This is a genomic window from Actinomycetospora aurantiaca (assembly GCF_037401875.1).
GTDB lineage: Bacteria > Actinomycetota > Actinomycetes > Mycobacteriales > Pseudonocardiaceae > Actinomycetospora > Actinomycetospora aurantiaca.
The window spans coordinates 25,408-49,424 of record NZ_JBBEGN010000028.1 but is presented as its reverse complement, the minus strand read 5'-3'; the positions used below and the strand labels follow the sequence as shown (position 1 = coordinate 49,424).

The window sequence follows — 24,017 nt, the reverse complement described above, 5'->3', positions numbered from 1 at the left end:
TCCCGTGCCCCGGCACGGGAAAGTGCTCACCTGTGCTCACCTCGGCTGCACCGTCGGGACCCCCTGCGGCGGCGGCGCCGGACGGGTCTCCGCCGCCGAGTCGGTGATCGGGGCGTCGCCGTTGTCGGTGAGGCGGACCGGGGTCAGCGGCACGGTCGTGCCGCCCTGCAGCCGCGCCACCGCGACCCCCGCCATCCCGGCGTGGGAGTCCGGGCCGTAGCGGAACGGCGGGAAGGCCGGGCCGCGGAAGCCGTCCGGGCCACCGCCCTGGCGCTGCACGGCCTCGACCAGTCCCCGGCGGGTCAGCTGGGGGCCGGCCGCCTGCAGGGCCTGCACGAAGGTGTAGGCCTCGGCCATGCCGTAGATGCGGAAGCTGGTGAGCGGCTCCCCGTTGCCGTGCGCGGCCCAGACCTGGGAGAACAGCTGCACCCACGGGTCGTTCGCGTCGTCCGGTCCGGGCAGGTACTCGGTGGTGAGGACGCCGTCGAGCGGGTTCGCCCCGGCCTGGCCCTGGGACAGCCGGCTGAGCAGGCCCCCGACGAGCGTGGCGTCGGACCCGACGTTGCTGTAGGCCCACTGCGGCCGGTAGTTGAGCCGTTGGGCCGCGAGCTGGCTGCGCGCGGTGTACGAGGGCACGGTGAAGCCGATGACCAGGTCCGCCCCGGCCGCCTGGAGCTGCGAGACCTGCGGCGCGATGTCCGGCGCGCCCGAGGTGTAGCGCGCGACCGAGACGATCTGCGGCCCGAGGAAGCGCCGGACACCCAGCTCGCCGTCCCGACCGAAGTCGTCGTCCTGCAGCAGGAGCCCGACCCGCGCGCCGGGCGCCGTCTGCGCGATGTGCTGGCCGAGGATCTTGCCCTCGACCTCGTAGTCCGGCTGCCACCCGAACGTCATCGGGTTCTGCCGGGGCTGGTTCCACAGCAACGAGCCCGAGGAGGCGAACAGGTCCGGGACCTGCTCGCCGTTGAGGAAGGAGAGCACCGCGCCGTGCGGTGCGGTGCCGAGGCCGCCGAGCATCGCGAACACCTGGTCGCGCAGGACCAGCTCGTTGACCACCTGGGTGGTCTGGGTCGGGGTGTAGGCGTCGTCGCGGAAGAGGTACTCGATCTGCCGGCCGTTCACCCCGCCGCGGGCGTTGACCCAGTCGAAGTAGGCCCGGGACCCGGTGGGGATCTCGGCGTAGCCCGGCGCGGCGACCCCGGTCAGCGGGAAGTGCGCGCCGACCCGCACCGAGGTCGGGGTGACGCCGGGGTCGGCCGCCCCTCCCCCGGACTCCCCGCGCCCGCCGGCGCCACAGCCGGCCAGCACGGCGGCGAGCACCGCCACCATCGCGACGGCGCGCAGTGCCGCCGCTCGTCGGACCCTCATCACGACCTCCTCGTCGTTCCACGTACCGACCCGTCGGTGTCCGTGCCGCGCCGGGCGCGCCCCGCCCGGCGCACCAGGCCCGCCGCCCCGGCGGGCGCGAAGATCATCACGAGGACGAGCACCAGCCCGTAGGACAGCGGGGAGAGCTCGGCCGACTGCACGTCGGACAGTCCGGCCGCCGCGCCGAGGGAGGTGACCAGCGGCGGCAGGAAGACGATGACCGCGCTGCCGAGCACCGCGCCGAGCAGGCTGCCCAGGCCGCCGATCACGACGGCGGCGAGCAGCGAGAGCGAGAGCACAATGCCGAACCCGCTCGGTGCGACGAGCCGCGTGACCAATGCGAGCACCCCGCCCCCGAGACCCGCGCACACCGCGCTGACGACGAACGCGAGCACCCGCAGCCGCCCGAGGTGCAGGCCCGCGAGCTCGGCGGCGACCTCGTCGTCCCGCACCGCCCGCCAGACCCGGCCGTAGCGGGAGTTCCCGAGGTTGGCCAACAGGAACAGCACCACCGCGGCGACGCCGATGCCGATGAAGGCCAGCCACTGCGTGCTCGTGGGGTCGGCGGCGACGAGGAAGAAGTGCAGGTCGGCGAACCAGCCGGGGGGCTGCGGGGCGGTCACGGTGAGCCCCTGGTCCCCGCCGAACACGCCGTCGAAGGCGATCGCGAGCCCCGGCAGCCCGACGGCCAGGGCCAGCGTCGCCCCGGCCAGGTACGGCCCGTGCAGCTGGGCGGCCGCGACACCGACGACGGCCCCGACCACGCCTGCCGCGAGGGCGCCGACGAGCACCGCCACCGGGAACCCGACGCCGAGGGGCAGGACCAGGGCGCACGTATAGGCGCCGACCATCATCAGGGCACCGTGGCCGAGCGAGATCTGGCCGTTGGTCCCGGTCAGCAGGGTCAGCCCGGCGCAGGCGGCCACGTAGTAGGCGAGGGTCGCGACCTGGGAGACGCGGAACGGGCTCGCGAGCTCCACCACGGCGACGGCGACGAGGAGGCCCACGAGCAGCACCGCGAGGTGGCGCCCGAGCGGCGAGCGCGGCAGACGCAGCGGGAACCGCCGGGTGGGGCCCTCGGGTGCGTCCCCGGCGACCCCGTCGGCGGGACCGGTGCGCGGCGCGGTGTCGGTCACGGTCAGACCCTCCGCACCGTCGTCCGGCCGAACAGGCCGGCCGGCCGCACCAGCAGCACGGCCACGAGGATCACCAGGGCGGCGAAGGCGGCGAGCTCGGAGCCGAGGTAGCCGCTGACGTAGGACAGGGACAGGCCGATGACCAGGCCGCCGACCACCGACCCGACAGGGCTCTCGAGACCACCGAGCACCGCCGCGACGAACCCGAAGACGATCAGACCGTCCATGTAGGCGGGCCACACCAGGCTCCCGCCGGCGATGAGCAGCCCGGACAGCGACCCGACGACCGCCGCGAGCGCCCACCCGAGGGTGAGCATGCGGCCGACGGGGACACCCAGCAGGCGGGCGACCTCGCCGTCGAACGCGGACGCCCGCAGGCGCAGCCCGAGGTCGGTGAAGCGGAAGAGCGCGACGAGGGCGAGCATGGTGACGAGCACCGCGCCCACGGTGAACAGCCCGTAGGGCGTCAGGGCGATGTTGACGCCGCCCACGGTCAGCCCGCCGAGACCGAGCGGCGCGGGGAAGGAGCGGTACTGCGCCCCGAACACCAGGGACGCGAGGGCCTGCAGCGCGATGAAGACCCCGAGCGTGACGATGACGGGGTTGATCTCGGGCCCGTTCTCGACCGGCCGCATCACCACGCGCTCGACGAGGGCGCCGAGGAGCAGTCCCGCGACGAGGGCGACGGGCAGCGCGACCCAGTAGGACGCGCCGGCGTCGACCACCAGGAGGGCCAGGTAGGTGGTGAACATCGCCATCGAGCCCTGGGCGAAGTTGACCACCCGGGTGGACCGCCAGATCAGGACCAGCGCCAGGGCGAACGCGGCGTAGATCGCGCCCTGGGACAGCCCGCTCAGCGTCAGGTCGAGGAACCGCTGCACGTCGCCTCTCTTCGGCTCGGTCGGGGTGGGTCGGGACGTCCGTCAGAAGCCGAGATAGGCGTGCCGGAGGGCCTGGTCGGCAGCGAGGGCGGAGGCCTCGTCGACCGCGACGACCCGCCCGAGTGAGAGCACCACCCCGGTGTCCGCGACCTGCAGGGCGCTGCGCGCGTTCTGCTCGACGAGCACGACCGTGATCCCCCCGGCGTCGGTGAGGTCGCGCAGCACGGCGAAGATCTGGGACACCACACGCGGGGCCAGCCCGAGCGAGGGCTCGTCGAGCAGGAGCACCGAGGGCTGGGTGAGCAGGGCGCGGGCCACGACGAGCATCTGGCGCTCGCCGCCCGAGAGCGTGTCCGCCGGCCGTCGGAACCTCTCCGCGAGCGCGGGGAAGAGCTCCAGGACGCCGTCGGTGTCGAAGCGCCGCCCACCGCTCCCGGTCGGGCGCCGCGCACCGAGCAGCGACCCGAGCCGCAGGTTCTCCTCGACGGAGAGCTCGGTGATCACCCCGCGGCCCTCGGGGACGTGGGCGATGCCCGCGGCCGCGATCCGCTCGGGCTCGGCACCCGTGAGGTCGCGCCCGCCGAGCGAGACCCGCCCGGCGGCGGGCCGCACCAGTCCGGAGACCGTGCGCAGCAGGGTGGTCTTGCCCGCGCCGTTCGCGCCGAGGACGGCGGTGATCGCCCCGGGTGCGGCGGGCACGGACACGTCCTCGAGCGCCGTCACCGGCCCGTAGGTCGCCGTGAGGCCCTCGATCTCGAGACGGTCCGTCGACGTCGACGGGTCGGCGGTGCTCACCGGGACGTCTCCTCCCCGAGGTACGCGGCGGCGACGGCGGGATCGGCCTGCACCGAGGCGGGGTCGCCGACGGCGATGACGCGGCCGAAGTCGAGCACGGTGATCCGGTCGCAGACCGCCATCACCAGGTCCATGTGGTGTTCCACCAGCACCACGGCCATGCGGGAGGACAGGTCCCGCAGCAGCGATTCGAGCGCCGCGATGTCGTCGGCGCCGAGCCCGCCCGCCGGCTCGTCGAGCAGGATCAGCTCCGGGTCGGCGGCGAGGGCGCGGGCGAGTGCGACCCGCTTCTGCACGGGGTAGGGCAGCGAGCCGGGGAGGCGGTCGGCGTAGGGCGCGGCGCCCACCTCCTCGAGCGCGGCGTGGGCGCGCTCCGCGAGCGCCGCCCGGTCGCGCGCCGCCCGCGGGAGCGCGAGGAGGGCGGCGGTGAAGCCGGTCCGACGATGCCGGTCCGCCCCGACCATGACGTTCTCCAGGGCGCTGAGGCCCCGGAAGAGCCCGACGCCCTGGAGCGTCCGCGCCATGCCGAGGCCGACCAGCTGGTGGGGCGCCAGCGCCGGGAGCGTGCGGCCGGCGCGACGCACGACCCCCGCGTCCGGGCGCTGGAAGCCGCAGCAGACGTTGAGCAGGGTGGTCTTGCCGGCGCCGTTGGGCCCGATGACCCCGTGGATCTCCCCGGCACGGAAGTCCACCGACACGTCGTCCATCGCGGTGAGCCCCCCGAACCGGACCGTGACCCCGTCGACGGCGAAGGCCGGGGGCTCGCCCCCGGCCGCCGCGGCCGAGCCGGAACGGGTCTCGGCGGTCGTCATGGGCGCTCCGGTGGTCGGTGACGGGTTCGCCCACCTTGGGCGCTGCGCACGACGGGGACCATGGGCGCGGAGCACAGAATGTGAACTGGGTCATGCAGCACCGAGCACGGCGACCTTCCGGGCGTCGCGGCGACCGGCCATGCTCGCTCCCGTGACCGCGTCCCTCGACGACGGGACACCCCGGACCGGCAGGGTGCTCACCGTCCTGTGCCGGGTCCTGCGCGCGGATCTCGACGGACTCGCCGACGAGCTGACCCACCGCATCCTCGACAGCGGCGACGCGTACGCCGCCTACGCCGCCCACGGGGTCCCCGTGGGAGAGGACCTCCGGGCGACCTGCCGGGCCAACCTCGACCGGGTGCTGCTCGTGCTCGGCGGCGACCTGCCGCCCGAGACCCGCGCGGCGTCGCTGACGGTGGCGACCGCCCGGCGTCGGGCCCAGCAGGGCGTGCCGCTGGAGGTGGTGCTGCAGGCCTACCGGCTGTGCGGACGGCTGCTGTGGGACCACCTGCGCGCCGCCTCCACCGAGCACTTCGGCGGCGCCTACGACCACGAGCTGCTCGACGTCGCCGACGACCTGTGGCGGACCATCGACCGCAGCTCCGCGCGGCTGGTCTCCGCCTACCGCGCCGAGGAGGCCCGGCTGCGCGGGCGGGACGCGGGCCGCCGCTGGGCGACCGTCGACGGGGTGCTGGAGGGGCGCGCCCGCGACCCCCGCTTCGCCGCCGAGGCCGCCCGGACCCTCGGGCTGCCCGAGCACGGCCCGCTCGCCGTCGTGCTCGCGGGCCCCGGCACGGACGAACCGCTCGACGACCCGTCCGAGGCGCTGCTCGAGGCCGGGCTGGTCTCGGTGTGGCACCACCGCCACAGCGAGCTGGTCGGGCTCGTGGCCCTCCCCGACCCCGGCGTCGTCGGCCCGGTCGTCGCCGCCCTGGCGCCCCGGGCGCACGCCCCGACCGGGGTGTCCGAACCGGTCGCCGGTCTCGCGGAGGTCCCGGTGGGGCTGACGCAGGCGCGGATCGCGGCGCGGACGGTCCCCGCGGGACGGGCCGCGGTGGTGGCCCTGGACCAGCGGCTCCCGGAGGCCCTGCTCGCGCAGTCCCCCGAGCTCGCGGAGCGGGTGCGCCGGGCCGCCCTCGGCCGGCTGCTCGACCTCCCCGCGGGCGAACGCCGGGTGCTCCTCGCGACCCTCGAGGCCGTGCTGTCCGCGGACGGTTCGCCGTCACGGGCCGCGGCGGCGCTCTACTGCCACCGGAACACCGTGATGTACCGCCTGGCGCGCATCCGGGACCTCACGGGCCGCGTCGTCACCGAGCCGCGCGACCGCCTCCTGCTCGGCCTCGGGGTCCTCTGGGAGCCCGACACGTGAGCGGCTACGCCACCTGGTGCGGCAGGCGCCGGATCGAGTCCTGTCCCCGGAGGTCGGCCAGCGTCGGGTAGCCGTCGACGGCCATCACCAGGTCGGTCTCGGCGAGCACCGAGCGGAGGTGGTGGACCACCCCGTCCTCGCCGCCGAGCGCCAGGGCGTAGGCGTACGGCCGCCCGAGCCCGACCGCCGACGCCCCGAGCGCCACCGCCTTCGCCACGTCCGCGCCGCTGCGGACCCCGGAGTCGAACAGGACCGGGACCTCGCCGGCGGCCGCCACCACGTCGGGCAGCGTCTCGAGCGCCGGCAGCCCGCCGTTGGCCTGCCGCCCGCCGTGGTTCGAGCAGTAGAGGCCGTCGACCCCGAGCTCCACCGCGCGTCGGGCGTCGTCGGGATGGCTGATGCCCTTGAGCAGGATCGGCAGGTCGGTGGCCTCGCGCATCCACGTCAGGTCGTCCCATCCCACGCTGTGACCGAACAGCCGCGACCACAGGCCGATCGCGGCCCGCGGGTCCTCCTCCGGCGACGCGTCCAGCAGCGACCGGAACGCCGGGTCGGAGAAGTAGTTGGCCAGGCAGTGCCCGCGCAGCTGGGGGAAGTTCGCGGTGTTGAGGTCGCGCGGGCGCCAGCCGGTGACCCACGTGTCCAGGGTGACGACGAGGCCGCGGAAGCCCGCCTTCTCCGCCCGCTGGATCAGGGAGACCGCCACGTCCCGGTCCTTGGGCGTGTAGAGCTGGAAGAACCCGGGGGTGTCGCCCAGGGCGGCGGCGACGTCCTCCAGCGGGTCGTTCGTCAACGTCGACATCACCATCGGCACGCCCGTGCGGGCGCACGCGCGGGCGACGGCGAGGTCGCCGTGGAAGTCCTGCGAGCAGATGCCGATGACGCCGACCGGCGCGCAGAACAGAGGCGTCGGCAGGTCCACCCCGCAGATCGACGTCGACAGGTCGCGCTCGTAGGCGCCCCGCATCATCCGCGGCACGACCCCCCACCAGCCGAACGCCTCGGCGTTGCCGCGCTGCGTGCGCTCGTCGCCGGAGCCGCCCGCGACGTAGTTCAGGATCCAGTCGGGCAACGCCGCCGCGGCTGCGGCCTCGAGCGACGGGAAGTCCACCGGCCAGCGTGGCAGCACCCCCTTGAGGCCCGCGCCGTAGATCTCCAGCTGGTAGTCCCCGTACTGCGCCACACGCAGATGCCACCACGTCGGACGCCGGGTGGCCACCCGTCCTACGGTGGGGCCCGTGGACCTCGTGGCGCGGCTGCGCGCCGCGGGCTGCGTGTTCGCCGAGCAGGAGGCGGAGCTTCTCACGGACGCCGACGAGGCACTCGTCGCGCGCCGCGTCGCGGGAGAACCGCTTGAGCACGTGCTGGGGTGGGCGGCGTTCCGCGGCCTGCGGGTGGCCGTGGCGCCGGGCGTGTTCGTGCCCCGGCACCGCAGCGAGCTGCTCGTCGACCTCGCGGTGGCCCGGGCCCGGCCCGGGGCCGTCGTCGTGGACCTTTGTTGCGGCTCGGGGGCGCTGGGTGCGGCCGTGGCCGCCGAGGTCGGGTCGGTGGACCTGCACGCCGTCGACCTCGACTCGGCCGCGGTCGCGTGCGCCCGCCGCACCGTGCCCGGCCGGGTGTACGCGGGCGACCTCGACGACCCGCTGCCCCCGGAGCTGCACGGCCGGGTCGACGTCCTGCTCGCCTCCCCGCCCTACGTCCCGACCGCCGAGATCGCCGGCATGCCGCCGGAGGCCCGCGAGCACGAGCCGCGCAGCACTCTCGACGGCGGCCCCGACGGCCTCGCCCTCGCCCGCCGGATCGCGGCCCTCGCGCCGCGGTGGCTCGCCCCCGGCGGCGCCCTGCTCGTGGAGTGCGCCACCCACCAGGGCCCGGATCTCGCCGCCGCCGTGCGCACCGCCGGGCTGGAGGCCACCGTGCACACCGACGACGACGCGACCACCGTGGAGGGACGATGGCCGACCCGCTCACCCTGCTGACCCGTCGTCGGGAAGGCCTTCCCGACGACGGGTCGCGGGTCGCGTTGGTCGTGGAGGGCGGCGGGAGCCGCGCGACGTACTCCGCCGGCATGGCGGCCGCGCTGGAGGACCAGGGCCTCGGCGGCTGCTTCGACGCGGTCTACGGGGTGTCGGCGGGGTCGCTCAACGCGGCGTGGTTCACGGCCGGGATGGCCCGCGAGGCGATGGCGCCGTGGGTCGACCGGTCGGTGATGCGCGGGACGATCGAGCCGCGCCGGCTGCTCCGGGGCGGACCGGTGGTGGACCTCGCGCACCTCGTGGAGCACGTCTACGTCCACGAGTTCCCGATGCCGTTCGAGCGGGTCCTCGCAGGGCCGTTCCACCCCATGGCGACCGACGCGGCGACCGGCGCCTCGACCGACCTGCGCCCGCTGCTGCACTCCCCCGACGACGTCCCGCGGGCCCTGCGAGCGAGCTCGACGCTGCCGGTGCTCGCGGGGCCGCCCGTCGCGGTGGCCGGGCGGCGGTTCGTCGACGGCGGGCTGGCCGAGCCGGTCGCGGTGCACGCCGCGCTGGCGGCCGGCATCACGCACCTCGTCGTGCTGCGCACGCACGCCGCTGAGCACGTGCCCGCGGAGCCGCCGGGCGTGGTCGACCTGGTCGTGCGGCGGTGGCTGCGCCGGCACGCGCCGGGGGTCGTCGGGCCGTGGCGGGACCGGGTCGCGGAGGCGGCCCGCACCGAGGCGGTGCTCGACGGGCTCGGCGAGCGGGTGTGGCAGGTCCGCCCGCCCGCGGACGCGCCCGCCGTCTCCCGGACGTCCACGGACCTGGGTCTGCTGGGGGAAGCGCTGGAGGTGGGCTACGCCGAGGCGAGCACGCGCAGCCACAACGCGCGCTCGGTCGGCGAGTCCGGCTCGACGGTGTAGACGACGAGGCGCTGCTCCGGGTCGTGCGGGGTGGACACCGCCTCGATGCCGAACTCCAACGGGCCCGCCGTCGGGTGGGCGATGTGCTTGGTCACCGAGGTCCGGTCGGCGACGCCGTGGTCGTCCCACCACCGGGCGACGTCCGGGTCCGCAGCCCGCAGCTCGGCCACGACGGTGGCCAGTGCCCGGTCGCGCGGGTGCCGGCCCACCTCGTAGCGCAGCGCACCGACGGCGGCCGCGGCGAAGTCGGGCCAGTTCGTGATCCGCTCCCGCGCGCCGGGGTCCAGGAAGAGCCAGCGGGCGAACGAGTCGCCCGGCCGGAGGTCCACGCCGAGCACCGGGGCCAGCAGCGGCCCGGCCGCGAGGACCTCGGAGCGCCGCCCCAGCAGCAGGGTGGGGACGTCGGCGAGGGCCGTCATCAGCCGGAGCAGGCCGGGGTCGGGACGCTGCGGCGCCTCCCACCCGGAGTCCCGACGGCGGGCGGGGGCCGCGAGGTCCCGCAGGTGCGCCCGCTCGACGTCGTCGAGCCGCAGGGCCCGGGCGAGCGCCTCCACCACGTCCTCGGTGAGCGTCCGCTGCCGGCCCTGCTCGAGCCGGCTGTAGTGGTCGGGGCTCAACCCGGCGAGCACGGCGAGCTCCTCCTTGCGCAGACAGGGCACGCGGCGCGGCCCGGGGAACGGGGTGATGCCGGCGGCCGCGGGGGTCAGCCGGTCGCGGCGGGAGCGCAGGAAGGAGCCGAGGGCGGAGGCCACGGCACCGAGCGTAGGCAGCGCCCCGGCGATCAACCGGGTCACGACGTGCCCTGGTTGTGTCCCGACGGCGGGTGTGGGCTCGTCGGCATGACCCCCCACGCCATCGTCACCGGCTCCACCAGCGGCATCGGCGCCGCCACCGCCCGCGCCCTGACCGCGGCCGGCCTCCGCGTCCTGGTCACCGGCCGCGACGAGTCCCGCGGCGACGCCCTCGCCGCGGAGCTCGGCACGACCTTCCTCCCGTCCGACCTCACCGGCTCCCCCGACGAGCTGCGCGTCTTCGCCGCCGCCGCGACCGCGGCGCTCGATGGCCGGGTCGACGTCCTCGTCCACAACGCCGCCGTCTGCCCCGCCGTCGACACCGTCACGCTCACCGACACCGACCTCGACGCCGCGCTGGCGGTGAACGTGCGCGCGCCGCACGTGCTGACGGCGGCGCTCGCCCCGGCGATGGCGGAGCGCGGGAGCGGCGCGATCGTGGTCGTCGGGTCGTGGATGGCGCACGTCGGGCACCCGTTCGTCGGGCTGTACTCGGCCACCAAGGCGGCGGAGATCCAGCTCGCGCGCAGCTGGGCGGCGGAGTTCGGCCCGCGGGGCGTGCGGGTGAACACCGTCTCGCCCGGGGCCACCCGGACCCCGATCAACGACGCCGACGACGCTGTCGTCACGGCCATGACCGCCCGCACCCCCGCGGGCCGGCCCGGGCGCCCGGAGGAGGTCGCGGCCGCGATCGCGTGGGTGTGCTCGGACGCCGCCGGCTACCTGCACGGCGCGGAGATCGCGGTCGACGGCGGGATCACGACGACGAGCCTCGGCTGATCAGGCGGCGGGCTGCTCCGTCGTCTCCCACAGCTCGGTGAGCATCGCGATGTTGAGCTCGAACGCGCGCTCGACCTCGGCGACGATCCGCGCGCGCTCGTCGGCGTCCCACGGGGCCTCGTCGAGCAGGGCGCGGTAGCGGTCGCGGAACCGCGGCGTCGGGCCGAGCTCGCGGAAGTCGTAGAACGCGACGCCGCCGCCGGTCACGCCGTAGACCCGGGGCAGCAGGCCGCGGATCGCCTGGCCGCCCGCGAGGTCGCCGAGGTAGCGCGTGTAGTGGTGCGCGACGAAGCCGCCGGGCCAGTCGTACGTCGCCGTGATCGCGTCCACGTAGCGTTCGGTCGCGGGCAGGGCGGTGAGCTCGGTCAGGCCGTAGAAGCGGATGTCCTGGGCGAGGTGCGGGACGCGGCGCAGCTCCTCGGTGACGAAGGGGCCTGCCACCGGGTCGTCGACCAGGGCGTCGCCCGTGGACTCCAGGGCGTTGTACACGAACCAGTACTGCTCGACGAGGCGGGCGTAGTCGGCCACCCGGAGGCGACCGTCGAACAGGGCGCCCATGAAGGGCGAGTGGTTGGCGCGGTCGTGCACGGCGAGCGTGGACCGCCGCACGGTCTGGTGGAACGGGATCGCGGTCTCGGACATCCGGCGCCTCCGGCTGGTGAGCGGACCCTGTCGCCGTCGACCCTAGGCACGATCACCAGGTGAGGGAACCCTAAGTCGGCAGGACGAACGAGTAGCCCCGGTCGGCCAGCCACGGCAGGAGCGCCTCCACCGCGGCCACGGTCTGGTCGCGCGGCCCGCCACCGTCGTGGAGCAGGACGACCGCGCCGGGATGGGTCCGCTGCTGCACCCGCGCCACGATCGCGTCGGCGCCCGGCTGGGTCCAGTCCAACGGGTCCACGGTCCAGCCGAGCGCCCGCATGCCGTCCTGCGCCGACGACCGCACCAGCGCCGGCGACCACTTCCCCTCCGGGGCCCGGAAGTAGTCGACGTCCGCGTCCCCGGAGACCTGCGCGAGCAGGTCCCGGCTGATCTGCAGCTGCCGGGTCATGACGTCGGGGGTGCGCATCCCGATGCCGGCGTCGTGGGTGATCGTGTGGTTGCACAGGCGGTGGCCCTCGGCCACGACGCGGCGGACCAGGTCGGGGTGCGCCTGCGCCGCCCGGCCGACCATGCAGAAGGTCGCGTGGGCGCGGTGCGCGGCGAGCAGGTCCAGGATGCGCGGCGTGAACGCCGGGTCGGGCCCGTCGTCGAACGTGAGCGCCACGGCCTTCCCCTCCGCCCCGCCGCCCGCCGTCGTGGAGAGCAGGGTCGGGGCGATCGCGGGACGGGCCGGCGCGAGGGGTACGACGGCGGGTGCGGTCGAGACCGGCAGGTCGAGGACGGGTCCGGCGGCGAGGGTGCGCGAGGGCCCGCGGTCGAGCAGCACCACCGCGGTGACCCCGGCGAGCAGTCCGACCACCGTGAGCAGGCCGGCCCACCGGTAGATGTACGGGGGACTCACGATCTGGCGCAGGATCACCCGCTGTCGCCGAGTCAGCAACGCCACGTTCGCCCCATCCGTCACACGGGTAACAGGAGCCACACGATAGGGGCAGGCGCGTGGATCACTCGGCGACGCGCCGGGCCTCGTCCCGTTCCTCGCGCGCGGTGTCGCGCTCCTCCCGGGCGGTGTCGCGCTCGCGGCGGGCGTCGTCGCGTTCGTCCCGGGCCTCGTCGAGCGAGGCGCGCAGGTCCAGGATCTCGGAGGCGCTGGCGAGGGTGTGGCCGTCGTCGGCGAGCCCGCGGAGGGCGGCGACGCGGTCGAGCTGGTTGCGCGAGTAGCGCCGGTGCCCGCCCTCGGAGCGGGACGGGCTGAGGAGACCGGCGGCGTCGAGGCTGCGCAGGAACGCGGGCGGGACGCCGAGGAGGTCGGCCGCCTGCCCCATGCCGTAGGTGGGGTGGTCGGGGTCGTCGAGACGATCCAGGGGCACGCGGTCTCCTGACGTGCCGGACGGGACGGGTCGTGGCGACCCGCCCCGCCCGGGCTGGGATGGGGTCACAACGGAGGACGCGGGCATCACCTCCGGAGGTTCGGTGGGGACGGGACGATCAGTGCGCCGGCTCGGCGGGGTCGGCGGGCTCGGTGTGGTCGGAGCGGTCGGTGCGGTCGGCGTCGATCGACCGCGGGGCACCCGCGTGCTCGACCGAGACCTGCCGCGGCTTGGCGCGCTCGGCGACCGGGATCGTGAGCGAGAGGACGCCGTCGACGTACGAGGCGTGCAGCCGGTCGACGTCGAGATCGCGTCCGAGGGTGAGCGAGCGGGAGTAGCGCCCGCGCGGCCGCTCCGCGACGAGCCACTCGCCGGAGTCGGCCGGGGCCGTGCGCTCCGCCCGCACCGTCACCGAGTTGCCCTCGACGGTGATGTCGATCGAGCCGGGGTCGACCCCCGGGACGTCGAAGGTGGCGACCACGTGGTCGCCCGCGCGGTGCAGGTCCATCGGCATGCCGGTGCCGGGCTGGCCACGCCATCCGGTGAGCCGGTCGAGGGAACGGAACGCGTCCACGGGGTCGTAGTTCAGCAGCACGATGGGTCACTCCCTTTCTCTGACGCACTGCCATCTCCAGGTGACTGACGTAGATAGTTATAGGTAGACCTGGAGGTTTCGTCAAGCCCGTCCTGCAGGGTTTTCCCGGGCGTCGTCGGGTCGGGCGCGGGGCACCCGTCGGGCATGCAGACCGCGAGACTCGGCGCCCTCGAGGTGGGCCGCATCGGCCTGGGCGCGATGGGGATGTCGCACGGCTACTCCGGCTCGGGATCGGACGACGACGAGTCGGTCCGGACGATCCACCGCGCGCTCGACCTGGGCGTCACGCTGATCGACACCGCCGAGGTGTACGGCCCGTACGTCAACGAGGAGCTGGTCGGCCGCGCGCTGGCGGGTCGGCGGGACGAGGCCGTGCTCGCGACGAAGTACGGGCTGATCTCGCACACCGGGCGGGCCGGTGCGGACTCGTCGCCGGAGTCGGTCCGGCAGGCGGTGGAGGGGTCGCTGCGGCGCCTCGGCGTGGACCACGTCGACCTGCTCTACCAGCACCGGGTCGACCCGGAGACGCCGATCGAGGAGACGATCGGGGCTGCCGCGGAGCTCGTGACGGCGGGGAAGGTCCGGTTCCTCGGGCTGTCCGAGGCCTGGATCGACACCATCCGCCGGGCGCACGCCACGCACCCGATCACGGCCCTGCAGTCGGAGTACTCGCTCTGGACGCGCGAGCAGGACGAGGTCCTGCCGGTCCTGCGCGAGCTCGGGATCGGGCTGGTCCCCTACTCGCCGCTGGGCCGGGGCTTCCTCACCGGCACCATCCGGTCGACCGCCGACTTCGACGACGACGACATGCGCCGGGACAACCCGCGCTTCGCCGAGGAGAACTTCCGCGCGAACCTGGCGGCCGCCGACGAGGTGCGGGCGGTCGCCGACGACGCCGGGTGCACGCCCGCCCAGGCCGCGCTCGCGTGGGTGCTGTCGAAGGGGCCCGACATCGCCCCGATTCCGGGCACCAAGCGCGTCACGCGGCTGGAGGAGAACGTCGCCGCGGACGCCGTCGCCCTGACCCCCGAGCAGCTCCGCCGCCTCGACGAGGCCACCCCGGCCCTCGGCGGGCACCACTCGGAGTCCCAGATGACGCTCATCGAGCGCTGAACCACCCGATCCACGGAAGGACACCATGCGCTACCGCCAGCTCGGCGACTCCGACCTGCAGGTCTCGGAGATCTCCCTCGGTTCCTGGCTGACCTACTCGGGCGGGATCGAGGCGGAACAGACCCGCGCCTGCACCGAGGCCGCCTTCGACGCGGGCATCACCCTGTTCGACACCGCCGACGTCTACGGCCAGGGCGCCGCGGAGACCGCCTGGGGCGAGATCCTCTCGAAGCACGACCGCGACTCCTACGTCCTCGCGACCAAGGTGTGGGGTCCCATGTCCGACGACCCGTCGGACCGCGGCCTGTCGGCCGCGCACATCGAGCAGGAGATCGACGCGTCGCTCAAGCGCCTGCAGGTCGACCACGTCGACCTCTACCAGGCGCACCGCTTCGACTCCTCGGTGCCGATCGAGGAGACCATCGAGGCCCTGCAGAAGACCGTGCAGCAGGGCAAGGCCCGCTACCTCGGCTTCAGCGAGTGGACCCCGGAGCAGATCGAGACGGCGATCGAGATCGCCGGCAAGGACCTGTTCGTCTCCTCCCAGCCGCAGTACTCGATGCTCTGGCAGGCCCCGCAGAACCGCGTGTTCGAGGTCTGCGCCGCCCACGGCATCTCGCAGATCGTCTGGTCGCCCCTCGCGCAGGGCCTGCTCACCGGCAAGTACCGCCCCGGTCAGCAGGCTCCGGACGGCAGCCGTCTCGCCGACCCGGAGATGGGCGGCTCGATGCAGTCGCTGTTCGACATCGACGCGGCCGTCGAGGCCGTCGAGCGGCTGCGACCCATCGCGGACGGCGCCGGGCTCGACCTCACGACGATGGCCCTGGCCTGGGTCCTGCGCCGCACCGAGCTCGCGTCGGCGATCGTCGGGGCCACACGCCCGGAGCAGGTGCACGCCAACGCGGCGGCGGCCGGTGTCGAGCTGTCCGAGGACATCCTGGCCGCGATCGACCAGGCTCTCGGCGACGTGCCGCAGCGCGAGTACACCCCGGCGCCCGGGGCGACGACGGGCATCACGCGGAGGTGACGCAGTCTCGTGAGTACTTGTGGCGGCTATCGCGACCACAAGTACTCACGGGCGCAGCACCTACGAGAACGCGTCCTTGATCTTCGAGCCGCGCTGCTTGACCTCGCCCTTGGCCATGTCGGCCTGGCCGCTGCGCTCGAGCTTCTTGTTGCCCGTCGCCTTGCCGACCTGCTCCTTCGCCTTGCCCTTGACCTGCTGGGACCGGTTCTTCGCGGTGTCGTCGACGGCCATGTCGCGTCCTCTCCCTCGATCACCCTGGCCCCGGTGCGATACCTCCCCGAGCGGAGATCCACGCCGTACCGACCGGTATGACGACAGCGGCGGGAGCGCCCTGGGCCGGCTGCGTCCAGGTGGTTCGGGCGTTCGCACTCTGGTCGTTTGTCCGCCCGGCGTCGTCGGGAAGGTCCGCGCATGTCACGCGCGGGATGGTTCGGGCTGGGTGCGGCCGCGGCGGCGTCGGTCGCACTGGGGCGCAAGGTGGCGGGCAGTGCCGCCGTCGGGAAGGGGCACCCCTGGAAGCACCGGGCACTCGACGCGGCGTCCGGCGTGCTGCAGCAGAAGTATCCGGTGGACGCGATGAGCACCTACCTCAACGGCTTCCACTTCTACGCCGACGACATGGGCCGCCAGGTCGAGGCGAGCCACTTCTGCATCCACCTGCAGCACGACGTGCACCAGTGCGTGATCTTCGATCGCAACGCCGCCGACGCCCGGCTGATCGGCATCGAGTACATCGTCAGCGCGGAGCGCTTCCGGTCCCTGCCCGAGGACGAGAAGCGCCTCTGGCACAGCCACCACCACGAGGTGAAGTCCGGGGTCCTCGTCGCACCAGGCATCCCCGAGCTCGCCGAGCGGGCCTACTTCGAGGACCTCGTGACGACCTACGGCAAGACGTTCCACACCTGGCAGTACGACCGCGACGACTTCCCGTACGGCATCCCCCAGCTGATGATGGCCTTCACCGCCGAGGGCCAGGCCGACGAGTCGGCGGTCCGTGAACGGGACCGCCGGCTCGGGGTGTCGGCCCGGGACCGGCAGCAGAAGCGGGCGGACATCCCCACACCCGACGTCGTGCCGGGGGCGAACGCCTGGGAGTCCGGCCGGACGGTGCAGCTGGGGGTCGAGGAACGGCCTTTCCGCTCCGGCTGACCTCACCGCGACGGCGGCTTGTCCCCGGTAGTGACCTGCATCACTCTCGGCGCATGAGCAGCGACACCGCCACCCGTCCGGCTCTCGCCGGCATCCACCACTTCTCACCCACCGTCACCGACGTCGAGGCGAGCGCCGCCTGGTACGAGCGTGTGCTCGGCCTGCAGCGCGTCCCCGTCCCCTTCCCGCATCACGGGGACGAGGACGGCGGCCACGCGGTCCTGCTGATGGACCCCGGCGTCGGGATCGCCATCGGTCTCCACCACCACCGCGCGGGCAGCGGGGACCGCGCCGACGAACGGCGGACCGGTCTGGACCACGTCGCCTTCGGGGTCCCTGCGCGGACCGATCTGGACGCCTGGGCCCACCGGCTCGACGACCTCGGGGTGGCGCACTCCGGTGTCATCGACGAGACGAACCCGATCCCCTACTCGACGGTCGTGTTCCGGGACCCCGACAACATCCAGCTCGAGTTCGTCTTCGTCGAGATGTGACCGCTCCTAGCGCGGGTCCTGCAGCAGCCCCAGGACGTTGCCGTCCGGATCGGCGACGGTCGCCGTACGGCGGCCGCCGCCGACGTCCGTCGGCGGCTGCGTGACCGTCCCGCCCGCCGTCGTCACGGCCGCCAGGGAGGCCTCGATGTCGTCGACGTGCCAGTAGGCGACGGGGCCGGTCATGCCGCTGTTCGGCACGAGCCCGACGTGCTGGCCGGCGACGTCGTACCCGACGTAGTACGGCGAGTCCGCGGTCGGCTCGACCCCGAGCAGGGCGGTGTAGACGGGCTTGGCCTTCTCGAGGTCCGTCACGGTGCGGATGCCCTGGTTCGTCATGGTGTCCTCCTGGGTTGGTCCGAGGCCTTCATGACGACGACCCGGCTCGGCCGGAAAACGTGACGGGCCTCAGCGAACGGTCATGTCCCCGCGCTCCGGCGGGGCGCCGGTCGGCTCGTAGCGCAGCACGACCACCCCTGACGGCGAGGTGACCGCCGGCTCGGCCAGCCGCAGCCCGCTCGGCAGGGCCCCGTTCTCGACGACCCGCTTGCCGGTGCCGAGGAGCAACGGGTGGACGAAGAGGGTCAGCCGGTCGTAGAGGTCCTCGACGAGCAGGGTGCGGACGAGATCCAGGCTGCCGGAGACGTAGATCTTGTCGTGCCGGTCGCGGAGGGCGGGCAGCTCCTCGGGACGCACCAGCGTGGAGTTCGCCCAGTCCAGCTGCGGCGCTCCCCGGGACACGACGTACTTCGGCACCCGGTCGAACAGCTCGGCGACCTCGCGGTCCTCCTCGCCGGAGTAGTGCGGCCAGAAGGCGGCGAAGATGTCGTAGGTCCGCCGCCCCAGCAGCAGGGCGTCCACACCCTCCATGCCGCGGGCGATCTGCTCCCCGACGACGTCGTCGAGAAGCGGGGCCTGCCACCCGCCGAAAGCGAAACCGCCGGAGGGGTCCTCGTCCGGGCCGCCGGGCGCCTGCCCGACGAGGTCGAGGCTGCAGAACGTCTCGATGTGGATGCGGCCCACTGTCGGACCCTCTCTCTACGCTGCGCCGGCATGAGCCTGACGATGGGCATGGTGACGATCGACTGCCACGACCCGCAGCAGCTGGCCGCCTTCTGGTGCGGCGTGCTGGGCACCGAGGTCGCGGCCGACTACGGCGGGTTCGTCATGGTCGGCCCGCCGGCCGGAGGCGTGCGGATGGGCTTCCAGCAGGTCCCGGAGGACCGTGTCGGGAAGAACCGGGTGCACCTCGACCTGAACTCCGACGACCGGGCCGGTGAGACGGAGCGTCTGGTCGGGCTGGGCGCCCGCGTGCTGGAGGAGCACGTCGGGGAGGTGCCGGGGCTCGACTGGACCACCCTGGTCGACCCCGAGGGCAACGAGTTCTGCGTGGGGCAGGGCCACGACTGATCAGCGCCGCGGCACGTACCGGTGCGCGACGACGCCGGAGTCGTGGGGCTGCCGGTCGACCAGCTCGAGGTCGACGTAGGTCGTCAGGCCCGCGAACAGGTACGGGCCGTGTCCGGCGAGCCGGGGGTGGACGACGAACTCGTACTCGTCGATCAGCCCCCGCTCGGCGAGCGCGAGCGGCAGCATCACCCCGCCGGTGTAGATGCCCTTCCCCGGCTCCTGCTTGAGCCGGCGGACGGTGTTCTCGAGGTCGTCCCCCCGCACCAGCTCGGCGTTCCAGTCGACGGATTCGAGCGTGTTCGAAACGACGACCTTGCGCGCCGGGTCGATCGCGGCGACGAACGGGTCGCTCGCGTCCGCCCCGCGCCAGGCGCCCTCCATCAACTGGTAGGTCACCCGTCCGAAGAGCAGGACGTCCGCGCGCGCCAGCGTCTCCCCGGCCCGCCGGTGCAGCTCCTCGTCCGGCGTCCCGGCCCGGTGGTCGACGCAGCCGTCGACGGTGACGTTGATCGAGTACCGCAGCGGTCGCATTTCAGGACCGTAGCGTCATTCGGCAGGACCAGGTAGAGGTCAACCGCGCGTCGACGTCTTCTCGGCGACCTCCCGGCTCGCACGCTCCCCCCGCCGCAGGCCGCGACCGACGACGGCGAGACACGTCATGGCGGCCAGGGCGACACCGAAGCGGACCCACGCGTCGACGTCGGACACGTCGTCCAGGGCATCGGTCCAGCCAGCCGCGAGAAGCCAGGCCATCAGCAGCAGCGCGCCCGTGAGCCACCACCGCAGGGGACGGATCGTCGTGTGGTCCATGCCCCCACGGTGACGGCTCCGTCGGTCGTCGGCCAGGGAGGCGCCCCGGTCGGGGGCGGACGAGTCGACCTGTAAGCCGGAGCAAGATCGCCGCGACCGGCGACCTGCAACAGGACCACCGCCGTGGCGTTGAGCAGGGACTTGACCTCGCGCTACTTGCGGTCGCTTCCGGCCGGATCGAACAGCCGTGTGCCCCACAAGTGCCCCCAACACCCCAGCTAGAGCGACGAAAGTGGAGCCAGCGGGCGCGCGGCTCATGAAGCCTCGGTGACCGTCCCGGCCGCCCTCTCGCGGAGTCAGTGCTTGCTAGCTCGGGTGCTCGGAGATCAGGCGCCGCCCGCCGGTCACGGGGCCAGCTTGTTGATCAAAAGGCTCTTGACTGTCGGCCCCTCGTGCAACAGTCCTTCTCATGACAGCGATCATGGACAAGCCTCAGACCTACCACTGGCGTCGTGTCGGCGAGCTTGTACCTCGTCACCGATCTGAAGGAGCACGGACGAGGTCCGAATGGCCTAGCAGGGCGAGCAGCGCCCGCGACGCCACATGGACTAGGTTTCCCTTTCGTCGTCAAGGGCAAAGGGGGGCCGTCTGCATGGCCGGTCGCGAGAAGCGTTACACCAAGACAGTCTCCTTCTTCCGGCTTGTAGCCTTGCCAGGGGGCAATCCTGCTCAGCAGCGGGACTGGTCGAAGTTGCTTGAGGATGCGTCCGAAGAGACCCTTGCGAAAGCTGCGAAAAACAGCGAGGTCGATGGCGACGTCGTCGCCTACGACAAGAAGAACCGCCTTGTTTTGTCTCGTGACCGCGGCAACGCACCACGACAGAGAAATCTGCAGAATCGCGAGAAGCGAGCCATGCGAACGCAGGGATCGAGCTGGAACCCTATCGAAGAGAGCTTTATCACTTTCCTTGACGCGGGGAACGTATTCGCTTTCGCGCGGAGTTCCGCGATCGGACCTCCTGCGCGACTCGTTGCGGAGTGGATCAACGCCTCGGGAATCACTTCAGGGATTGCCTGGGGCGTCGAACCACTGATTGACCCCGAACGGTATGAGCGGCTGCGGCAAGAGAATGGCGTCACCATGGTCGACGTTGTGGCTCGCCCCGCTCTGGCGCCTGAGAACGCCTCCAACTCCCTCATCCAGGCAATAGCAAGTCTGCGCAGCCTCGGCGATGTAAAGATCGAAATTAGGGCGACAGTTTCCCACGGTCGCAAGAATCGTCCCCAACAGCAGGCCCTCAGGGATCAGGCCCTTGAGGTCTTGGGAGCGATAAGTGAGGACGATAGCTTCATCGAGGGCGCTAGAGTTAAGAAGATTGGCGAATCCGACCCCATCGACCTAATTGAGCATCACATGACGTCGAAGGGCGAGATCACCATCGAGCTAGGCGCCCAGGATCGATCAATGACCGACGACATCGTATTCCGCGCAAGCGATGGGATCATCGCCGACAACTTGCAATCGGTATTAAGAATTATAGGCGCGTGAAATTGTGCTTGACAAGGCAGGGGCAGCAATCAGTCGCCCTTCGGCAGACCTCTTGGCTGTCGTCATAGTCACCTTTATCGGAATCCTATTTGATCTCAACACGCTACTGGCTGCAGTGCCAGCCGAAAACCAACGGTCAGCTTACTCGGCGGCGGCTGGGGTCACTGGAAGCATAGCCGGATTCATCGTTGCAAGCACCTTCTTCCTCGCAGCTCTTGATAACCGTATAGCTAATCAACTTCGAAGGGATTTTGGACCCCTACTCAACCGGACGATGATTGGCGCATTCCTGAGCCTGGTTTCGTGCGCTTGCGCATACGTTGCCTGTACGCTTACGACGCCGATGCCTGCGCCGCCGCCCCCTTCGCCAGCCCCCGCTACGCCGAGCGAAGTGGCTAGCACGATTTTCCTACCTGCGACCGCGCTGGGACTGATAAAGCTGATTCGAGTCGCCTTCCTCGCTTGGGGTGTGCTTGCGAGCCAGTCTGAGCACTCTCGAAACACGCCAGATGCCGCCAAGTAGCGCGACAGTAGGGTCGCCGGCCCGGCCGGAGCGGAGCGGGAGGCAGGGGCCGCGCGGCCCTGTCGCGCGGCGCCGGAGGCGTCGCCTTGACTGAAGAGAGGTCAACTCGGCAACGCTCTCGCTACAGGACCTCGCGGTAGGCGCTGACGTCCCGGCCGAGAATGCACTCCTGGCAGTCGAGGACGTCGGCGTAGTCGCTGCGGACCTGCTCGACGCTGACCTTGAGGACGGCCGCGATCTCGCCCCAGGTGGCGCCGTCGCGGCGCGCGGCGTGCATCGCCTGCCACTGCCACCCGGTCAACAGCTCGACGAGCTCGGCGGAGTCTCGTAGCGCGTCGACGGCGGTTGCGGTCGATGGCTCGGCGGGTGCGTGTCCGAAGGCGCGGGTCATGACGTTGTGGGCGGACCAGGTCTCCCAGGTGGCGAGGAGATCGCGGAGCATGGTCATGGGGGCCTCCAAGCGAAGCCAGGGCTGTCGGCCCCGGGTCGGGGTGGCGGGGTGCTGCCCCCGCCACGCTTGGAGCGCCTGTTCATGGGCGCGGAGGCTCACGATCAAGGGCGGACGGAGTCCGTCGCGTAGCGATGCGAAGCACCCTTGAACGTGAGGGCGCCCGTGTGACGCTCCCGGGGCCGACAGACCTCGCCGCCGAAGGCGGCTCCACCGTTGTTCGCTCGGCGCGCGGCCTTGAGCGCGAACCAGCGCGGGGACCTACCGCAGGACGTCGAGGTAGGTCTTGAACTGCGCGGAGAAGGCATCGAGCAGCAGGCGGCCCTTCTCGGCCGTGGCTGCGGATGGGACGCCGATGACGCCGGTGTTGGTGTAGCCGCGCATTCCGACCGTGAGCAGGTGTGGGCGCTGGTCGGCGCGGTGGTCGGCGGCGCGATAGGAGTCGCGGACGACCTCGGGGCACTGGTCGAGCAGGATCGAGGTCTCTCCCTCGCCCGCGTGCATGTCGACACTGGCACTGGTCTGGCAGCCGGCGTGCTCGCGGGCGATGTCCCACTCCTTCGAGGATGGGAACAGCACCACCCGGCGGGCGTGGACGTTGGCCTCCTGGGCGACGTGGGAGAGCACGTAGTTCCCGCCGTGGGCGTTGACGATCGCGAGCCGGTGAATGTCGGACCCGGCGAGGGAGTCGAGGACGTCGCCGATGATCGCGGCCATGGTCCGGGAGCTGATGCTCACGGTGCCGGGGAAGTCGGCGTGTTCGTGGGAGCACCCGAGGGTGACCGGCGGCAGCAGGAACAGGTCGTAGTCAGCGGCCAGGCGGCTCGCGATCGCGGAGGCGATGAGCGCATCGGTGGCGAGCGGCAGGTGCCCGCCGTGCTGCTCGAAGCTCCCGACCGGAAGGACGGCGACGTCGGCGTGCCGGTCGCGTTCGTCGTGTGAGGAGGCGGAGGTGATGAGCACCGGTGATCCTCTCCGCTCAGGCCACCTCAGCGATCTCGCGGGTCAGCTCGCGGACCCGTCGGTCCTGGCGGTAGGGCTCCAGCTTGGTGGCGATGAGCTGGAGCATGTGCAGGGTCCGCGCGGACGGTGCCGACCGTACCTGCTCCAGTGCTCCTCGAGCCGCCGCGCTGGCCTGGTCGATCTCGCGCAGCTGCAGGTGCGCCACGGCCAACCGTGTGCGGCACAGCGCTTCGTCGCGGACCAGCTCCGTGGGCCAGCTGCGCAGCGCCGCGGTGCACGCGTCGACGGCGTCTGCGGGGCGACGCAGCGTGAGCCAGCACAGCGCGGCTTCCATGTGCACGTACCCGGTGGTGCAGTACGACGAGAACTCGTCGTCGCCGATGCTCGGCGCAGTCAGGCCGACCGCGCGCTCGAACATGGCGCGGGTCGCGCGCTCGTCCCCGGCCCGCGCCGCGCTGAGCGCCTGCTGACGCAGGCACACCGCCAACTGCTCCGGCGCGTAGAGCTGGGCGAGAGCCACCGCTCGGCGGGCGACCGCGGCGGCCTCATCGAAGCGCGACAGAGCGTAGAGCACGCTGCTCTTGCGCATCAGGTTGTAGACCGCGAGGGCGTCATCACCGGCAGCGTCTGCCAACTGAATCGAGAGGTTGGTGTAGGCGAGCGCCTTCTCCGCCTCGCCAGAATCGTGGAGAAGCCACCCCGCTAATTCTGCGAACCGAGATGCGGTGCGCTTTGCCTCTACTCCGGGGAGTTCGCGGAGCTGGTCGAACTGCCCGAGCACGGTGTCAACGACGAACAGCGGACCGGTGAGGTTGTCCATCCGTGCGTGCTCGGTCATCTGGCCGGCGAAGTACGCGGCGACCTCGGGCCCGGCATCCTGGGCGCGACGACGCAGCAGCGACCGCACCGGCGCTTCCTCGGGCTGTGGGCCCTCGACCTCGTCGAACCCCAGTGCTCCGGCGGGCACCCCGTACGCCTCGGCCAGCACGAGAACATGCTCCGAGCTGGGGGTATGGCGGCCGTTCTCCCACCCGGAGATCATCACGCGCAGACTTTGATGCCCATCGGGCAACGTCAGGTGGAGCCGCTTCGCTGCGCGGCGCATCTCGTGTTGGAGCTGGTCCTGGGTCCACCCGCGACGACGTCGCGTCTCCCGAAGCACAGTTCCCATGATCGAACCCCCGTCGACGCGACGACAAGTCGCACGACG

At 72.6% G+C, this 24,017-nt stretch carries 29 protein-coding genes; 10 read left to right on the top strand and 19 right to left on the bottom strand.

All coding sequences use genetic code 11. The features are described 5' to 3' along the window. Positions 1–36: 36 nt before the first annotated feature. Genes WCD74_RS28950 through WCD74_RS28930 form a run of 5 tightly spaced genes read right to left on the bottom strand, consistent with a single transcriptional unit; the run spans position 37 to position 4,992 of the window. Positions 37–1,368, bottom strand: coding sequence for an ABC transporter substrate-binding protein (locus WCD74_RS28950; RefSeq protein ID WP_337698391.1), 1,332 nt, complete (start codon positions 1,366–1,368; stop codon positions 37–39). Continuing rightward, complete coding sequence (locus WCD74_RS28945; RefSeq protein ID WP_373696154.1) at positions 1,368–2,504, bottom strand: branched-chain amino acid ABC transporter permease; 1,137 nt, start codon at positions 2,502–2,504, stop codon at positions 1,368–1,370. Before WCD74_RS28945 ends, WCD74_RS28950 begins: the two co-directional genes overlap by 1 nt. A gap of 2 nt (positions 2,505–2,506) precedes the next feature. Next, positions 2,507–3,385 carry a branched-chain amino acid ABC transporter permease gene (locus WCD74_RS28940; protein ID WP_337698390.1) on the bottom strand — a complete coding sequence of 293 codons (879 nt, stop codon included), beginning with the start codon at positions 3,383–3,385 and terminating at the stop codon, positions 2,507–2,509. 42 nt (positions 3,386–3,427) lie between these two features. Beyond that, complete coding sequence (locus WCD74_RS28935; protein ID WP_337698389.1) at positions 3,428–4,180, bottom strand: ABC transporter ATP-binding protein; 753 nt, start codon at positions 4,178–4,180, stop codon at positions 3,428–3,430. Next, positions 4,177–4,992 carry an ABC transporter ATP-binding protein gene (locus WCD74_RS28930; RefSeq protein ID WP_337698388.1) on the bottom strand — a complete coding sequence of 272 codons (816 nt, stop codon included), beginning with the start codon at positions 4,990–4,992 and terminating at the stop codon, positions 4,177–4,179. The genes WCD74_RS28935 and WCD74_RS28930 overlap by 4 nt, the downstream gene beginning before the upstream one ends. Positions 4,993–5,143: 151 nt before the next feature. Here WCD74_RS28930 and WCD74_RS28925 point away from each other — a divergent pair, with 151 nt between their 5' ends. Then, positions 5,144–6,361 (top strand): PucR family transcriptional regulator, encoded by a 1,218-nt coding sequence (locus WCD74_RS28925; protein ID WP_337698387.1) that lies wholly within the window; start codon positions 5,144–5,146, stop codon positions 6,359–6,361. A gap of 4 nt (positions 6,362–6,365) precedes the next feature. Here WCD74_RS28925 and WCD74_RS28920 read toward each other — a convergent pair whose 3' ends face one another. Then, complete coding sequence (locus tag WCD74_RS28920; protein ID WP_373696153.1) at positions 6,366–7,580, bottom strand: alpha-hydroxy-acid oxidizing protein; 1,215 nt, start codon at positions 7,578–7,580, stop codon at positions 6,366–6,368. A gap of 19 nt (positions 7,581–7,599) precedes the next feature. On the opposite strand from WCD74_RS28920, the gene WCD74_RS28915 reads away from it, so the two are divergent. Both WCD74_RS28915 and WCD74_RS28910 read left to right on the top strand, forming a co-directional pair. Then, positions 7,600–8,340 (top strand): putative protein N(5)-glutamine methyltransferase, encoded by a 741-nt coding sequence (locus WCD74_RS28915; protein WP_337698386.1) that lies wholly within the window; start codon positions 7,600–7,602, stop codon positions 8,338–8,340. Further along, the gene (locus WCD74_RS28910; RefSeq protein ID WP_337698385.1) at positions 8,316–9,245 is read left to right on the top strand and encodes a patatin-like phospholipase family protein; all 930 of its coding nucleotides are present in this window, start codon (positions 8,316–8,318) and stop codon (positions 9,243–9,245) included. The genes WCD74_RS28915 and WCD74_RS28910 overlap by 25 nt, the downstream gene beginning before the upstream one ends. Here the strand turns inward: WCD74_RS28910 and WCD74_RS28905 are convergent. Then, on the bottom strand, positions 9,179–9,997 hold the full coding sequence (locus tag WCD74_RS28905) for a helix-turn-helix transcriptional regulator (RefSeq protein ID WP_337698384.1): 819 nt from the start codon (positions 9,995–9,997) through the stop codon (positions 9,179–9,181). The two genes, WCD74_RS28910 and WCD74_RS28905, sit on opposite strands and share 67 nt — an antisense overlap. A gap of 87 nt (positions 9,998–10,084) precedes the next feature. On the opposite strand from WCD74_RS28905, the gene WCD74_RS28900 reads away from it, so the two are divergent. Then, positions 10,085–10,816, top strand: coding sequence for an SDR family NAD(P)-dependent oxidoreductase (locus WCD74_RS28900; protein WP_337698383.1), 732 nt, complete (start codon positions 10,085–10,087; stop codon positions 10,814–10,816). On the opposite strand, the gene WCD74_RS28895 is transcribed toward WCD74_RS28900, so the two are convergent. The 4 genes from WCD74_RS28895 to WCD74_RS28880 form a co-directional block, all read right to left on the bottom strand. Beyond that, on the bottom strand, positions 10,817–11,458 hold the full coding sequence (locus tag WCD74_RS28895) for a biliverdin-producing heme oxygenase (protein WP_337698382.1): 642 nt from the start codon (positions 11,456–11,458) through the stop codon (positions 10,817–10,819). Between the two features lie 70 nt (positions 11,459–11,528). After that, positions 11,529–12,320: a polysaccharide deacetylase family protein gene (locus WCD74_RS28890; RefSeq protein ID WP_337698381.1), complete on the bottom strand. Its 792-nt coding sequence runs from the start codon at positions 12,318–12,320 to the stop codon at positions 11,529–11,531. Between the two features lie 103 nt (positions 12,321–12,423). Further along, entirely contained in the window at positions 12,424–12,789 is a 366-nt protein-coding gene (locus WCD74_RS28885) for a helix-turn-helix domain-containing protein (protein WP_337698380.1), read from the bottom strand. A gap of 118 nt (positions 12,790–12,907) precedes the next feature. After that, complete coding sequence (locus tag WCD74_RS28880; RefSeq protein ID WP_337698379.1) at positions 12,908–13,384, bottom strand: Hsp20/alpha crystallin family protein; 477 nt, start codon at positions 13,382–13,384, stop codon at positions 12,908–12,910. A 144-nt stretch (positions 13,385–13,528) separates the two neighbouring features. Between WCD74_RS28880 and WCD74_RS28875 the strand changes: the two genes are divergently transcribed. Continuing rightward, positions 13,529–14,497: an aldo/keto reductase gene (locus WCD74_RS28875; protein ID WP_337698378.1), complete on the top strand. Its 969-nt coding sequence runs from the start codon at positions 13,529–13,531 to the stop codon at positions 14,495–14,497. A gap of 25 nt (positions 14,498–14,522) precedes the next feature. Next, complete coding sequence (locus WCD74_RS28870; RefSeq protein ID WP_337698377.1) at positions 14,523–15,524, top strand: aldo/keto reductase; 1,002 nt, start codon at positions 14,523–14,525, stop codon at positions 15,522–15,524. Between the two features lie 60 nt (positions 15,525–15,584). Here WCD74_RS28870 and WCD74_RS28865 read toward each other — a convergent pair whose 3' ends face one another. After that, on the bottom strand, positions 15,585–15,755 hold the full coding sequence (locus tag WCD74_RS28865; protein ID WP_337698376.1) for a CsbD family protein: 171 nt from the start codon (positions 15,753–15,755) through the stop codon (positions 15,585–15,587). 180 nt (positions 15,756–15,935) lie between these two features. On the opposite strand from WCD74_RS28865, the gene WCD74_RS28860 reads away from it, so the two are divergent. Next, positions 15,936–16,673 carry an OBAP family protein gene (locus tag WCD74_RS28860; RefSeq protein WP_337698375.1) on the top strand — a complete coding sequence of 246 codons (738 nt, stop codon included), beginning with the start codon at positions 15,936–15,938 and terminating at the stop codon, positions 16,671–16,673. A gap of 53 nt (positions 16,674–16,726) precedes the next feature. Continuing rightward, positions 16,727–17,167: a VOC family protein gene (locus tag WCD74_RS28855; RefSeq protein WP_337698374.1), complete on the top strand. Its 441-nt coding sequence runs from the start codon at positions 16,727–16,729 to the stop codon at positions 17,165–17,167. 6 nt (positions 17,168–17,173) lie between these two features. Here WCD74_RS28855 and WCD74_RS28850 read toward each other — a convergent pair whose 3' ends face one another. Together WCD74_RS28850 and WCD74_RS28845 are read right to left on the bottom strand one after the other, a co-directional pair. Then, positions 17,174–17,503, bottom strand: a complete 330-nt coding sequence (locus tag WCD74_RS28850; protein ID WP_337698373.1) for a VOC family protein — start codon at positions 17,501–17,503, stop codon at positions 17,174–17,176. Between the two features lie 69 nt (positions 17,504–17,572). Next, positions 17,573–18,187, bottom strand: coding sequence for a dihydrofolate reductase family protein (locus tag WCD74_RS28845; RefSeq protein WP_337698372.1), 615 nt, complete (start codon positions 18,185–18,187; stop codon positions 17,573–17,575). 30 nt (positions 18,188–18,217) lie between these two features. Here WCD74_RS28845 and WCD74_RS28840 point away from each other — a divergent pair, with 30 nt between their 5' ends. Continuing rightward, positions 18,218–18,574, top strand: coding sequence for a VOC family protein (locus tag WCD74_RS28840; RefSeq protein WP_337698371.1), 357 nt, complete (start codon positions 18,218–18,220; stop codon positions 18,572–18,574). Here the strand turns inward: WCD74_RS28840 and WCD74_RS28835 are convergent, their stop codons facing one another. Both WCD74_RS28835 and WCD74_RS28830 read right to left on the bottom strand, forming a co-directional pair. Then, entirely contained in the window at positions 18,575–19,105 is a 531-nt protein-coding gene (locus WCD74_RS28835) for a dihydrofolate reductase family protein (RefSeq protein WP_337698370.1), read from the bottom strand. Positions 19,106–19,144: 39 nt separating this feature from the next. After that, positions 19,145–19,384, bottom strand: a complete 240-nt coding sequence (locus tag WCD74_RS28830; RefSeq protein ID WP_337698369.1) for a hypothetical protein — start codon at positions 19,382–19,384, stop codon at positions 19,145–19,147. A gap of 592 nt (positions 19,385–19,976) precedes the next feature. Between WCD74_RS28830 and WCD74_RS28825 the strand changes: the two genes are divergently transcribed. Further along, positions 19,977–20,873: a hypothetical protein gene (locus tag WCD74_RS28825; protein ID WP_337698368.1), complete on the top strand. Its 897-nt coding sequence runs from the start codon at positions 19,977–19,979 to the stop codon at positions 20,871–20,873. Between the two features lie 644 nt (positions 20,874–21,517). On the opposite strand, the gene WCD74_RS28820 is transcribed toward WCD74_RS28825, so the two are convergent. The 3 genes from WCD74_RS28820 to WCD74_RS28810 form a co-directional block, all read right to left on the bottom strand. Next, entirely contained in the window at positions 21,518–21,844 is a 327-nt protein-coding gene (locus tag WCD74_RS28820; protein ID WP_337698367.1) for a hypothetical protein, read from the bottom strand. Between the two features lie 261 nt (positions 21,845–22,105). Continuing rightward, positions 22,106–22,807, bottom strand: a complete 702-nt coding sequence (locus WCD74_RS28815; RefSeq protein WP_337698366.1) for a creatininase family protein — start codon at positions 22,805–22,807, stop codon at positions 22,106–22,108. A gap of 16 nt (positions 22,808–22,823) precedes the next feature. Further along, a complete protein-coding gene (locus WCD74_RS28810) occupies positions 22,824–23,849 on the bottom strand; it encodes an NsdA family TPR-like regulatory protein (RefSeq protein ID WP_507237336.1) in 1,026 nt (341 codons plus the stop codon). Positions 23,850–24,017: the final 168 nt, after the last annotated feature.